Source organism: Bacteroidota bacterium (genome assembly GCA_018816945.1).
GTDB lineage: Bacteria > Bacteroidota > Bacteroidia > Bacteroidales.
Window position 1 is genome coordinate 1 of sequence record JAHIVC010000056.1, and the last position, 14,088, is coordinate 14,088.

General features: G+C 39.1%; 11 protein-coding genes. All 11 read left to right on the top strand.

The window, feature by feature from the left end; all coding sequences use genetic code 11:
* A partial coding sequence (locus KKG99_08650; GenBank protein ID MBU1013064.1) for a hypothetical protein occupies positions 1–237 on the top strand: 237 nt, incomplete at its 5' end.
* Between the two features lie 83 nt (positions 238–320).
* The gene (cadA, locus tag KKG99_08655; protein MBU1013065.1) at positions 321–2,342 is read left to right on the top strand and encodes a cadmium-translocating P-type ATPase; all 2,022 of its coding nucleotides are present in this window, start codon (positions 321–323) and stop codon (positions 2,340–2,342) included.
* Positions 2,343–2,359: 17 nt separating this feature from the next.
* Complete coding sequence (locus KKG99_08660; protein MBU1013066.1) at positions 2,360–2,623, top strand: hypothetical protein; 264 nt, start codon at positions 2,360–2,362, stop codon at positions 2,621–2,623.
* Positions 2,624–2,645: 22 nt separating this feature from the next.
* On the top strand, positions 2,646–3,920 hold the full coding sequence (locus KKG99_08665; GenBank protein ID MBU1013067.1) for an efflux RND transporter permease subunit: 1,275 nt from the start codon (positions 2,646–2,648) through the stop codon (positions 3,918–3,920).
* On the top strand, positions 3,920–5,839 hold the full coding sequence (locus KKG99_08670; GenBank protein MBU1013068.1) for an efflux RND transporter permease subunit: 1,920 nt from the start codon (positions 3,920–3,922) through the stop codon (positions 5,837–5,839). Before KKG99_08665 ends, KKG99_08670 begins: the two co-directional genes overlap by 1 nt.
* Complete coding sequence (locus tag KKG99_08675; GenBank protein MBU1013069.1) at positions 5,839–8,460, top strand: cation-translocating P-type ATPase; 2,622 nt, start codon at positions 5,839–5,841, stop codon at positions 8,458–8,460. Before KKG99_08670 ends, KKG99_08675 begins: the two co-directional genes overlap by 1 nt.
* A complete protein-coding gene (locus KKG99_08680; GenBank protein MBU1013070.1) occupies positions 8,450–9,316 on the top strand; it encodes a restriction endonuclease in 867 nt (288 codons plus the stop codon). Before KKG99_08675 ends, KKG99_08680 begins: the two co-directional genes overlap by 11 nt.
* A 5-nt stretch (positions 9,317–9,321) precedes the next feature.
* Positions 9,322–9,867, top strand: coding sequence for an ATP-binding protein (locus KKG99_08685; protein MBU1013071.1), 546 nt, complete (start codon positions 9,322–9,324; stop codon positions 9,865–9,867).
* Positions 9,864–11,114: a TolC family protein gene (locus KKG99_08690; GenBank protein MBU1013072.1), complete on the top strand. Its 1,251-nt coding sequence runs from the start codon at positions 9,864–9,866 to the stop codon at positions 11,112–11,114. The genes KKG99_08685 and KKG99_08690 overlap by 4 nt, the downstream gene beginning before the upstream one ends.
* Positions 11,089–12,387: an efflux RND transporter periplasmic adaptor subunit gene (locus tag KKG99_08695; GenBank protein MBU1013073.1), complete on the top strand. Its 1,299-nt coding sequence runs from the start codon at positions 11,089–11,091 to the stop codon at positions 12,385–12,387. The genes KKG99_08690 and KKG99_08695 overlap by 26 nt, the downstream gene beginning before the upstream one ends.
* A gap of 1 nt (position 12,388) precedes the next feature.
* Complete coding sequence (locus KKG99_08700) at positions 12,389–13,594, top strand: efflux RND transporter periplasmic adaptor subunit (GenBank protein MBU1013074.1); 1,206 nt, start codon at positions 12,389–12,391, stop codon at positions 13,592–13,594.
* Positions 13,595–14,088: the final 494 nt, after the last annotated feature.

Genomic DNA, 14,088 nt, shown 5'->3' on the forward strand with positions numbered 1-14,088 from the left:
GCGGGATTTAGTTCAACACAGTACATATTGCAGGGCGGGTTTAGTGGTACGCCAACTGCGGATTCTCGCATCGCAGTTCCGTGTCCTTCGGACAGGAACGCTCTCCGAAATCCGCCCCGACAACATGTACCAACCGTTAGCGGTCATTCCCCATTTTTCCGCAAGAAAATAATTTCTTCGGCTAACGGTTGGACACAGAAAAAGGGTAATTTTGGGCGACAAAGACTGACTGATTAAATATTTGATTTTTAACACTTTGAAAAAACGTTAGTCAGAATGCTAAAACAACACCCAAAACGGTAGATTAACAAACAAAAAATATGGAACACACAGAGCATAATCATACTGAAAGCACCCACACACATGACCACCATACCGAACACGGTGGCTCTGGACACGACAAACACGCAGGACATAATATTGCCGATTTTTGGAAGCGATTTGTAATCTGTTCGATTGTATCCATTCCTGTGCTTGCATTATCGCACATGATACAACAGTGGTTAGGATTTGAATTCACATTTGTAGGCGACAAATATGTATTAGCAACTCTTTCCACTTTCGTTTTTGTTTATGGTGGTTATCCCTTTCTGAAAGGTTTATATGACGAAGTAAAAGATAAAGCCATCGGTATGATGACACTGATTGGCGTAGCAATTACGGTTGCATGGGCATACAGTGTAGCTATTACTTTCGGTTTGCAGGGTATGGACTTCTATTGGGAAATGGCAACTCTGATAGACATCATGCTCATTGGTCATTATTTTGAAATGAAATCAGTAATGGGTGCTTCCCGTTCATTGGAATTACTTGTAAAAATGATGCCTTCAACTGCACATCATTTGGTCAACGGACAAATACACGATATGCCAGTAAGTCATTTAAAAATTGGTGACCTTGTATTGATAAAGCCAGGTGAAAAAGTTCCTGTTGATGGAATTGTAATAGAGGGCGAAAGTTATGTGGACGAAAGTATGCTCACAGGCGAAAGCAAACCTGTAAAAAAAGAAAAGGACAGTAAAGTAATTGGCGGAGCAGTAAACAGCAATGGTTCACTCACCATAGAAGTTAAAAGCACGGGTAAAGACAGCTATCTAAACAAAGTGGTGAAACTGGTTGAGGATGCACAAAAGATAAAATCCAAAACTCAAAACTTTGCCGACCGTGCCGCAAAGGTTTTGACATTTGTTGCTTTAGGTGGTGGTGTAATAACGTTAGTTGTTTGGCTACTATTAGATTTTCCATTTGTGTTTGCTTTGGAGAGAATGGTAACAGTAATGGTTATTTCCTGTCCTCATGCGTTAGGTTTGGCTGTGCCTTTAGTTGTGGCTATTTCAACTTCAATCGCTGCACAAAAAGGTTTACTCATTCGCAACAGAACAGCTTTTGAAAATGCTCGATTGATTACAACTATCATTTTTGACAAAACCGGAACACTAACCAAAGGTTCTCATGAATTGCAAGAAGTAAAAGTGTTGAATACAAAATATGATGACAAAGAATTACTCCGTCTGGCATCAGGCATAGAACAACATTCTGAACATTATATCGCTGCGGGTTTATTGCGAAAAGTAAAGGAATTGAAAATTGAAATTCCAAAATCAGAAAAGTTCAATTACCTGCCCGGTATAGGATTGGAAGGAAATGTGGAGGGAAAAGAAATAAAGGTAGTAGGTCCGAATTATTTGAAAGAACAAAACATCAAAATAACAGACACAATCGATAATTTCACAGGCACGGTTGTTTACATTTTGATAAACAAAGACGTTGCTGGATATTTTACCTTCTCTGACCAAATAAGAGAAAGCTCTTTTGAAGCCATTCAAATTCTTAAAGAAGCAGGAATTAAAAACTTACTGCTCACAGGCGACAATGAAAAAGTGGCAAAGAAGGTGAGCGATGATTTGAAAATGGACGGCTATTTAGCCAATCTATTACCGCATGACAAATTAGAAAAAGTAAAAGAATTACAAACCAAAGGCGAATATGTTGCCATGACAGGCGATGGCGTGAATGATGCGCCTGCATTGGCACAAGCAGATGTGGGAATTGCAGTTGGTTCAGGCACTGATGTAGCAGCCGAAACAGCAGATATAATTTTGGTAAACTCAGACCCGAAAGATATCGCCAACCTGATATTATTTGGTAAAGCTACCTACAACAAAATGATACAAAACTTATGGTGGGCTGCGGGCTATAACATTCTTGCTATTCCATTGGCAGCAGGTGTATTATACAAATGGGATATTATGCTCAGTCCGGCTATTGGTGCAGTGCTGATGAGTTTAAGCACAATTGTGGTTGCGATAAATGCACAACTTTTAAAAAGAAAAATTTCATAAACTAAAAACAATTTATCATGAAAAAACAAATCATTACAGCAGCTTTACTATTTACAGCAACAATGTTTTTCACTTCTTGCGGAAGCAATAATTCTGAAACCAAAACAGAAAAATCGGCAATAGAGGAAAGCGCAACTGCCCAATACCAATGCCCTATGAAATGTGAAGGAGAAAAAACGTATGACAAACCCGGTCAATGCCCCAAGTGCAACATGGATTTGCAAAAAGTTGAAGAAATGGATGAGCAACATAACCACGACAGCACACACACAAATCATTAAGTCGTTCTAATAATTGTAACTCATGATAGAAAAAATCATTTCATGGTCAACGCATAACCGGTTCTTTGTTTGGATTGGCATTTTGCTTATTGTGGTTGGAGGCGTTTGGTCGGTAATGACCACTCCCGTTGATGCTATCCCTGACCTTTCCGAAAATCAGGTAATCGTTTACACCGAGTGGATGGGGCGTAATCCGCAAATCATAGAAGACCAAATTACCTATCCTTTGATTTCGAATTTACAAGGTATTCCAAATGTAAAAGCCATTCGGGGCGCATCCATGTTTGGCATGAGTTTCATCTTCGTCATTTTTAATGACGATGCGGAAATATATTGGGCAAGAACTCGAGTTTTGGAGCGATTGAATTTTGCACAACAAGCATTACCACAGGGAGTAACGCCTTCTTTGGGACCCGATGGAACAGGCGTAGGCCATGTTTTTTGGTACACCCTTCAGGGTGATGGCTACGATTTAGGAGAATTGCGAGCTGTGCAGGACTGGTATGTAAAATTTGCCCTGCAAAATGTAGAAGGTGTCAGCGAAGTAGCCTCTTTCGGTGGTTTTCAAAAGCAGTATCAAGTCAGCATAAATCCTAACAAACTGATTTATTACAATGTTTCTGCAATGGATGTGGCAAACGCCTTAAAAGCAAACAACCGTGATGTGGGAGGGAGTATTTATGAAATGAACCGCATGGGTTACATGATTAGGGGCTTGGGTTATATCAAAAGCATACAGGATATAGAGGAAATTTCTGTTGGCTCCAATAAAAATATTCCCATAAAACTGAAAGATGTTGCCGATGTGCAAATGAGCAGTGACATCCGCTTAGGAATTGTGGATGAAAACGGAGAAGGTGAAGTAGTAGGCGGTGTAGTAGTTGCCCGATACGGTGAAAACGCCAAAGAAGTGATTGACCGTGTAAAAGAAAAATTGGGTGATGTAGAAAAAGGATTGCCACCCGGAGTAAAAATAAAAATCGCCTACGACCGTAGCAATCTTATTGAAGCTGCTATTGCTACTTTAAAAGAAGCATTAATTGAAGAAATTATTGTAGTAGCACTTGTTGTGTTGCTATTTCTATTTCATGTGCGTAGTGCAACAGTTGCAATAATCACTATTCCCTTATCGGTTTTAATCGGATTTATGTTGGTAAAACTTTTTGGCATTTCTCTCAACATCATGTCATTGGGTGGTATTGCGCTGGCAATTGGCGATTTGGTAGATGCAGGAATTGTAATGACTGAAAATGCCTACAAAGGCTTGGTAAAGGCAGTTTTAAAAACAGACGAATAATGGAAAAGCAAAGAATTGGAAATACCAAAGAATTAAGCGAAGAAGAACGCATCAAAATTATTGAGCGTTCTTCACGCACCGTTGGAAGAGCTGTTTTCTTTTCCATTTTAGTTACGCTTATTTCTTTCGCTCCCATACTCTTTTTAGAAGGTCAAGAAAAGAAATTATTTTCTCCATTGGTATTCACAAAAACATTTGTAATGATTGGCTCTGCCATCGTTGCTTTGTTCATTGTGCCCATGCTATTGCGTTCACTGATGAAAGGAAAACTCGTTCCCGAAAGCAGAAATCCTATTGCAAACTTTTTCATCAAAATTTACAGCCCCGTTTTGCGCCTCTGTCAGCGTTGGAAAAAAACAGTTATAGCTATTTCCATTTTGATTGTTTTCGGAAGCATTCCGTTTGTGTTGCGTTTGGGTTCTGAGTTTATGCCTCCGTTGGATGAAGGTTCACTGTTGTTTATGCCAGTAACGCTTCCCGATGTTTCCAACAATGAAGCCAAGCGCATTTTGCAAGTGCAGGACAAACTTATCATGACGATTCCCGAAGTGGAAAACGTATTGGGAAAAGCGGGAAGAGCTTATACCGCTACGGACAACGCACCAATGAGTATGATTGAAAGTATTATTCTACTGAAACCAAAATCGGAATGGCGCAAAGGAATGACTACCGAAAAACTCATCACAGAGTTAAACGATAAGGTGCAGATACCGGGTGTTACAAGCGGTTGGACACAGCCCATAATCAACCGTATCAACATGCTTTCAACCGGAGTGAGAACAGATATCGGTATAAAAATTTATGGACAAGAATTAGATACCATCTACAACATTGCCCGACAAATTGAAAAATCATTACAGGGTATTGAAGGGCTTGCAGACTTATATGTAGAACAATTAACCGGAGGAAAATATCTCGACATAAAAATCAATCGTGAAGAAATTGCCCGCTACAATCTTTCCATTGAAGAAGTAAACATGATTATAGAAATGGCATTGGGTGGAATGCCGCTGACCCAAACCGTTGAAGGTCGGCAACGTTTCAGCGTGTCGATGCGATTGGCACAGGATTTCAGAAGTGATATAGCGGAAATAAAACGCACTCCTATTCAAACGGCTAACTATGGTGTTGTTCCGCTTTCGGCAGTGGCAGATATTGAATTTTCTGAAGGACCACCCATGATAAATTCAGAAAATGCCATGCTTCGGGGAACGGTTTTGTTCAATGTGCGTGGCAGAGATATGGGAAGCGTGGTAAGTGATGCCAAAAAAAGAATTGAAACAGATTTTAAAAAATTACCCAAAGGGTATTTCATTGAGTGGAGCGGACAATATGAAAATAAAGTCCGGGCAGAAAAACGATTAAAAATTATCATTCCTATCACCCTTCTCATTATCGCTTTTGTGTTGTATTTCACTTTTCATTCTGTCAAGGAAATGCTCATTGTGCTTTCCAGTATTCCTATTGCATTAATTGGTGGCGTTTATTCCATGTATTTTTTCGAGGTTAATTTTTCGGTGGCGGTAGCAGTTGGTTTCATTGCTCTTTTCGGCATTGCAGTAGAAACAGGTGTGCTGATGCTTGTTTATTTGAATGAAGCCATTCGCGACAAAGTAGAAGAAAAGAAAAGTGCTGCACTCTCAATGGATGATGTAAAAGCGGCTGTTTTCTCGGGTGCAGTAATGCGTGTTCGCCCAAAACTGATGACTGTGATGGCTGACATGTTGGGTTTAATGCCAATTCTTTTAGCAACAGGTGTAGGTAGCGATGTAATGAAACCCATCACTATTCCATTTGTATTCGGCTTGATTACTTCTACGCTTTTCGTTTTGATTGTTTTGCCTGTAGTGTATCAGTTGGTAAAAGAGTATGAATTGAAGAAACATGGTAAAGTAGAATACCTTGAAATAAAAGATTGATGGAAGTAAATCAAAAACATACAACTCCCTTAAATCAACTTTTTGCTGAACTAAACAGCAATTGTGAAAGAGGTTTGTCGAATAAAGAAGCTGCAAATCGTATCGAAAAACACGGCAGCAATACAATTCAATCGGATAAAGGAAAATCTCCGTTGAAAATTCTCTTGTCGCAGTTCAACAACCTCATGGTTTATCTGTTGCTTTTTGCATCCGCTATGTCATTTTGGTTTAAGGAGTATTTAGATACAATTGCCATTCTTCTTGTTATTTCAATTAATGCAATTATTGGCTTTTGGATGGAAATACAGGCGCAACGCTCTATGAATTCTTTGAAAAAGATGGCAAGTGTTCCCGCAAAAGTTTTTAGAGATGGTAAACTCATAGAGATCTCATCCGAAGAAGTTGTTCCGGGTGATATACTATTTGTTGAGGCAGGCGATATGATTACTGCCGATGCAAGAATTATTAACTCATCACAACTTTCCGCTAATGAAGCATCGCTCACAGGCGAGGCAATGCCAGTTTTAAAAAAAGAGACCGAATTACCCGAAGAAACTCCACTTGCAGACCGCACTAATATGTTGCACAAAGGAACGTATGTTACCAATGGAAATGCAAAAGCATTGGTAACGGCAACGGGCATGAAAACAGAGTTGGGCAAGATTGCGCACCTTGTTCAATCGGCAGACCAATCTGCCACACCGCTTGAAAAGAAATTACAGGTTTTCAGTCGTAAACTGATTTACATCACTGTTGCTTTAGTAGTGTTGATTTTTGTTGTGGGTCTTTTCACACATGGCGATTATGTAGAAATGCTTGAAACCGCTATCGCACTTGCCGTAGCCGCTATTCCAGAGGGCTTGCCTATTGTAGCAACGTTGGCATTGGCACAGGGAATGATGAAAATGGCAAAGCATAAAGTAATTGTAAAAAAGCTGGCTGCCGTTGAAACCTTAGGAGGAACAACAGTTATCTGCACCGATAAAACAGGCACACTTACTCAAAACAAAATTGAGGTTACAGATTTAGTTCCTGCTGATGGAACTTCTGAAGAGAATAAAAATATCATGCAGCAAATCGCTGTTTTGTGTAATACTGCTTCCATACAGATAACTGGCAACAACATTATCGAAATTGGCGACCCACTTGAAACGGGCTTATTAAAGTATGCACACAAAAATGGTAAGAATATTGAGCAATTACGGCAGCACTTTCCAAAAATAAATGAAGTTCCTTTTTCATCAGAAACGAAAATGATGGCTACACTACATGAAGACAACAATCGCTTTGTTGTGTATGCCAAAGGTGCAGCGGAAGAAATTATTCAACAGTGCAACCGCATTCTTATCGGTTCTGAAATACAAACACTTGATGAAGAGACAAGGAAGCATTGGAAAGAAAAATCAGAACAATTGGCTGCATCTGGTTTACGGGTAATAGCCGGATCGTATAAAGAAACTCCATCAAAAGATATTTCACTCACCACTGATTTGGTCTTTGCCGGCCTTTACGGAATGATGGACCCGCCTGCCGAAGATGTGCTTGATGCTATCCATGAATGTAAGGATGCCGGCATTAAGGTGGTGATGATAACAGGCGACCACCCTGCCACCGCAAATTACATAGCAAATCAGTTAGGCATTTCTGAAAACAATACGCCTGTGGTGGGAAAAGAGATGAAACCCGCTTCCCAATTGAGCGAAAAAGAAAAAACACACTGGCTCAATACATCCGTTTTTGCCAGGGTAACGCCCACTCACAAATTGGATTTAGTAACCGTATTACAGGAGAAAGGGAATATTGTGGGCATGACAGGCGATGGCGTAAATGATGCCCCGGCTTTAAAAAAGGCAGACATCGGCATTGCAATGGGTGTGAGAGGAACACAAGTGGCACAGGAAGTTTCCGACATGGTATTGAAAGACGATAAGTTTTCGTCCATTGTTCACGCAATTAAACAAGGTCGTGTCATTTTTAGCAATATTCAGGAGTTTGTGATTTATCTGCTTTCCTGCAACATGAGCGAATTGTTTGTGGTGTCTTTGGCTGCCTTATCCAATCTCCATTTTCAGCTGTTTCCTCTGCAAATTTTGTTCATCAATTTAGTAACGGATGTGTTACCCGCACTGGCATTGGGCGTAAGCGAGGGCAATCCCTTTGTGATGAAACACAAACCCCGTAATCCTTCCGAGCCGCTTTTAAAAACAAAACAATGGTATGCTGTGTGGATTTATGCGGCAATCATTTCTGTTTGCACATTAGGAGCAGTTTTCTTTAGTCACTTTGTTATGCATACTGGGGAACACTTTGACCCAAAATTGTGCAACAACATATTATTCTTCACGCTTATTTTTTGCCAGATGTTTCATGTATTTAACATGGCTTCGATTAAAACATCTTTCTTTAAATCCGAAGTGTTTCGCAATAAATATGTGTGGTATGCCCTGTTGTCAAGTGGACTAATTGTAATGTCCGTATTCTTTATCCCAGTGGCTCGTGAAGCATTAAATATTCAACTGCTCAAGGCAGAAGACTGGTTGTTGGTTATTGCTTCTGCTGCTCTTTCGCTCTTAGTTATTCAAATTCTAAAACGAACAAACATTATACACGATGAAGAATAACACAGAAAATATAAATATCATCAAAGCATCCGGGCTTAAAGTGCCCTTTAATAAGAGTAAATTGAAGCAATCCCTTTTTCGCTCAGGTGCTAATTCCGAACAAGCCGATGAAGTAGTTGCAGAAGTAATGGAAATGTTGGTTGAAGGAATGTCCACCCGCAAAATTTATAAAACAGCGTTTCGCTTACTGAGAAATGTATCGCGCCCGATGGCGGCACGGTATAAACTAAAACATGCCATTATGGAATTAGGTCCTTCCGGTTTTCCTTTTGAACAATTCGTGGCGGAACTATTAAAACATCAAGGTTACAAAACACAGGTAGGAGTAATAGTAAAAGGACATTGTGTAAATCATGAAGTGGATGTAATTGCCGAAAAGGACGAACACCATTTTATGATTGAATGTAAATTCCATAACCGGCAAGACTATGTGTGCGATGTAAAAATTCCGCTTTACATACAGTCTAGGTTTTTAGATGTGGAAGCATCATGGAAACAAATAGATGGACATGCCGAAAAAATTCATCAGGGCTGGGTAGTAACCAACACCCGATTTTCAGACGATGCAGCACAATACGGAAGGTGCATGAATATGAATTTGGTGGGTTGGGATTATCCCAAAAATAATGGATTGAAAGATTGGATTGACGGTTCGGGCTTGCATCCTGTAACCTGCCTTACTACGCTTACACAAAAAGAGAAGCAACAATTATTAGATAGAAAAATAGTGCTGTGTAAAACCATGCACCACAATCACACATTGTTACAGAGCATAGGAGTGAAACCGCATAGAATACAAAAAGTAATAGATGAATGTTCGGCTTTATGCGAAACATTTTCATATAAGAATAAATAGATGATATGAAACACAAAGAAATCATAACAAATTGGAATGTAATTACCGGAGGACCCTGCACAGGAAAAACGACAGTGGTAAACTTGCTTGCACAAAGGGGTTACAAAACCACTATTGAACACGCAAGACATTATATTGACACACAACAAATAAGAGGACGCACAGTTGAGGAAATCAGAGAAAACAAAAAAGAATTTCAGTTAGGAGTTCTGAACATGCAGATTGAAGAAGAAGGAACGTTAGATGTTAACGAAATGGTGTTTTTAGACCGCGCGTTGCCCGATGCAATGGCTTACTATCAGTTCTTGGGATTGGAATATGACGATAGGTTAATAGAACAGTGTAATAAATATTGTTACAAACATGTATTTATACTAGACCGCCTTCCGCTCACTAATGACTATGCCCGATTAGAAGACGAAGCAGAACAAATCCGAATTCATAACCTGATAATAAAAGTGTATGAATCCTTCCCTTGCCCTATTGTTCATGTGCCTGTTTTGCCGCCTGAAGAACGGGTTGATTTTATTTTAAAAACTTTTAAAAAATGAAAAAGATATTACTATTCATAACACTACTGTTTCTCCTGAGCCTTGTTCGTGCACAGGACACGACATATATCTCATTGGAAAATCTGCTGCAACGGGTAGAGACCAATTATCCATCCATTATTGCATATCGATACAATATTCAATCAATACAAGCAAAAGCAGAAGGAGCAAAAGCATGGATGCCACCAACATTTTCAACCGGAGTTATGAGGTGGCCATATAACCTGATGATGTTGAATGAAAAAAACGACCCCATGAACCAGGCGGGTATTGCTTTTTCATTTGAGCAAATGATACCCAACCAAAGCAAACTGAATGCTAAGAAAAATTACATCAACTCACTTGCTGAAATCGAAAAAAGCAAAAGTGAATGGACAAAAAACGAATTGAGGCATGAAGCGAAAATTTTGTATTACAACCGATTTGTAACCGAGAAAAAACAATTCATATTAAAAGAAAGTGAAGAAATACTGCAACTGCTCATCACAACATCCGAGGAAAAATTCAGCAACAACCAATCACAACTGCAAACCATTTACAAAGCCAAAGCTCGTTTAGCCGAACTGAGCAATATGTTACTGATGCTTGACCAAATGATTGCAGAAAGCAACATCGGCTTAAATATACTTATGGTACGTGACGTCAATACGCCTTTTCAGGTTGACACAAGTATTGCACCGCACAACTATTCAATCAATATTACTGATACAAGCAGTGTTTCAAATCGAAGTGATATAACTGCCATGTCAAATTACATTCAGTCCATGAAGTTAGAACAGAAAGTTATGAAAATTGGAAACCGTCCCGATTTCGGTATTCGGGTAGAGCATATGCAAATGTTTGGAATGCCCAATCAATGGTCAGTCATGGGTATGATGACTATTCCTATTGTGCCTTGGTCTTCTAAAATGTATAATTCAGAAAACAAGTCATTGGGTTTTCAAATCCAGTCAATGGAACAGGAGAAACTAAGCATGGAACTGATGGCAAAAAGAATGTTGTCTGAAAAACTCGCTATGCTCAATTACGAAAATGCACAATACCAGAGCTACATAAATAACATTATTCCCGCTTATGAAAACAACCTGCAAGCCAACCTGCTTGCATACAAACAAAACACAGGCGATTTTTTTGTATTGCTTGATGCTTGGGAAATGTTGCTGATGAAAAAACTGGAAGCGTATGACAAATTGTTCAACATCTTAAAATTAGAAGCAGAATATGAATACGAGAAAGAAATTAAATAGCATCGGCTTCTTTGCTTTGCTGTTGATATTTACAGTATTGTCATCATGCAAAAACAAACACGAAAATCATCAGCAGGAAATCAGCCATGAGCAACACAGCGGTGCAGTCTACACCTGTCCTATGCACCCCGAAATAATCAGCGACCAACCCGGCAACTGCCCAATTTGTAAAATGAAATTGGTGTTGGTCGAGGAAGAACTTATTCAAGCCATATCTCCAAGCAAACAAGTTTTATCAAGACAAGCTACTGTAAAATTGCAATCAGGCATCAACGGTGATATAATAAAAGCACAAGGTTACATCACTACCGACCCAAACAGAAACAAATCTGTTGCAGCCCGTTTCAGTGGCAGAATTGAAAAACTCTATGTTAAATTCAGTAACCAATATGTAAAGCAAGGTGATAAGATCATGGACATATACAGCCCCGATTTACGCACATTTCAGGAAGAACATCTCTTTATCCTGAAATCTAATAACGAAAATAGTTTAATAGAAAAATCAAGAGAAAAACTTCGTTTGTTGGGAATTACCGACAATCAAATTACGCAGTTAGAAAAAAATGAAACAGTAGCTTTAACTATTCCTGTTTACAGCCCTACTAACGGTTATGTATTTTTCTCAGAGCAATCACAACAGCAAAATTCTGGCACAAAGAATAATTCTGCCATGAACACAATGAATATGAAGCAAAACACTAATAATGAAAGTTCTTATGCTGCATCCGCTTCACAAATTCGTGAAGGTATGTATGTAAACGAAGGGCAAACACTTTTCAGCGTAAATGATTTGCAAGAAGTTTGGGCATTGGTTTCTGTTTCAAATCAATATGCCAATCAAATTCTCGAAAACCAATCCGTAGAAATAGTTTCTGAGAACAATCCTTCAAAAACACTCAAAGGAAAAGTTGCTCTGATTGAACAAACTTTTGAAGAAGCCAACCAGCGTTTTGCAAGGGTTAGAATAGTGTTGCCCAACCCAAACAATTCTCTGAAAATAAATTCGCTTGTTACAGCACAATTTACATTAAGCAAAAGCAAGAATATGCAAGTTCCCTCATCGGCAGTTTACAAAACCGGATTGAATGCTTTTGTGTGGGTTAAAACCGATACTACCCAAAACGGCACAGGAATTTTTCAGTTAAGAAAAGTAATTGCAGGAACAAGTGCCAATGGAATGATAACTATACAAAGCGGACTTTCTCCAAATGAAGAAATTGCTAAAGAGGCAGGATTGATGACCGACAGCGAAACATTTTTAAATGCAAACTGACATGAGAAAATTTATTTATTCAACCATTCTGATTTCAATATTCATTCTTGCAGCCTGCAAAAACGGACACGAAAATCATGAGGCAACATCAGATAGTTATTATACATGCCCCATGCACCCAAGCGTTGTGAGCAGCACACCCGGTGCTTGTCCCGTTTGCAATATGTCTTTAATCAAGGTAGAGAAAAAGGAAAATAAACATGCAGGTCAGCAAGGCAATTTCATTACCATTGATAACCGCCAACAAGAATTGGCAGGTATTAAAACTGATACAGTAAGAGTAAGAAACATTTCATCTGCATCAAGTACTATTGGAACTGTTGCCATTGATGAAGAGCAAGTAAAAACGATAAGCAGCCGTGTAAAAGGCAGAATAGATAGACTATTTATCAAAACCACAGGCGCATATGTTAAAAGCGGAAGTCCGATTTACAGTATTTACAGTGAGCAACTGCAATCCGAAGAAAAAGAATACTTGTCTTTGCTTCAAAAATCAAAAACAGTAAGCACCACAACCAAACTCACCAACGAGTTAGTAAGTGCAGCAAAAAATAAATTGTTTTTGTGGGGCTTAAACGAAAAACAAATTTCCGAAATAGAGACATCAGGCAAAACAAGCCCGTTGATAACTTTTTACTCACCTGAATCTGGCTATGTAACCGAAGTAAACATCACTGAGGGAATGTATGTGGAAGAAGGAAGCCCACTTATAAAAATCACTTCACTCAACCAGGTTTGGGTTGAAGCACAATTGTATTCCAATGAAATCTCAGGCATTGCAGAAAGCAAAAACTTTCAGATTTTCAGTGAAAGCAATCCCGAAGAAATTTACAAAGGTATTTTGGTATATAGCAACCCAATAGTAGAAGAAGGAAAAAGAATACACCTACTCAAAATCAGAGTAAACAATTCAGGAGCTAAACTTATTCCCGGAACATTGGTTTCAGTTATTCCCGAAAAATCAATTGCCAATGTATTAGCAGTTCCTAAATCCGCAGTGTTATTGGAAAAAATGAAAACCGTCTGGGTATTAGCGCACGACAATACATTTGAGCAACGCATGATAGGAACAGGCGCAGAAAATAAATATTGGATTGAGATTACATCAGGTTTAAAACAAGGTGATATAGTTGTTACCGAAGGTGCTTATTTAATCAGCAGCGAGTTTATTTTAAAAAGCGGAGCAGGACAAAGACATGAACATTAATCAACGCACAGGTGTAAGCACATTTGCAAGCCGCCCAAACCCAAGCACAGACCAAAGCTTGCAAAAGAGCTTCCACCTTTCCCACGCAGACAAAATTGAATTAAAAAAAAATCTCCTCCCCTTCTGAAAATAAAAAATACGCAACCGCACAACCCAGCACGACAAAGACAATGACAGTGAAACTGAACAACGATAATGGTTTGCTAGGACGGAGGACAGAAGGCCTACTGCTAACAGCGGTTTGGCGTAATGGCGGGTTCAGTGCTTCGTATGACAGTTTTGTGGTAGGTTCAAGTGCAGTTCTTCGATTGAACATTTGTGCTAAAAATCCGCCACTACGCCAAGCCGCAAAACGTCAGACTGTCTAAAAACCCATTCATCTGTACAGAAATAAATCATATGATTTTCGGTAAGAATTGCATGTATAAATTCAATAATAATTCGTAAATTTAATGCGTAAACAACGCATTCAATGAAATACCAGCAAGGACACA

Bases quoted from the DNA above. Each gene is read 5' to 3' on its own strand.
- KKG99_08665 (MBU1013067.1), top strand. From the start codon at position 2,646: ATGATAGAAAAAATCATTTCATGGTCAACGCATAACCGGTTCTTTGTT.
- KKG99_08675 (MBU1013069.1), top strand. From the start codon at position 5,839: ATGGAAGTAAATCAAAAACATACAACTCCCTTAAATCAACTTTTTGCT.
- KKG99_08690 (MBU1013072.1), top strand. From the start codon at position 9,864: ATGAAAAAGATATTACTATTCATAACACTACTGTTTCTCCTGAGCCTT.
- cadA (MBU1013065.1), top strand. From the start codon at position 321: ATGGAACACACAGAGCATAATCATACTGAAAGCACCCACACACATGAC.
- KKG99_08670 (MBU1013068.1), top strand. From the start codon at position 3,920: ATGGAAAAGCAAAGAATTGGAAATACCAAAGAATTAAGCGAAGAAGAA.
- KKG99_08700 (MBU1013074.1), top strand. From the start codon at position 12,389: ATGAGAAAATTTATTTATTCAACCATTCTGATTTCAATATTCATTCTT.
- KKG99_08680 (MBU1013070.1), top strand. From the start codon at position 8,450: ATGAAGAATAACACAGAAAATATAAATATCATCAAAGCATCCGGGCTT.
- KKG99_08685 (MBU1013071.1), top strand. From the start codon at position 9,322: ATGAAACACAAAGAAATCATAACAAATTGGAATGTAATTACCGGAGGA.
- KKG99_08660 (MBU1013066.1), top strand. From the start codon at position 2,360: ATGAAAAAACAAATCATTACAGCAGCTTTACTATTTACAGCAACAATG.
- KKG99_08695 (MBU1013073.1), top strand. From the start codon at position 11,089: ATGAATACGAGAAAGAAATTAAATAGCATCGGCTTCTTTGCTTTGCTG.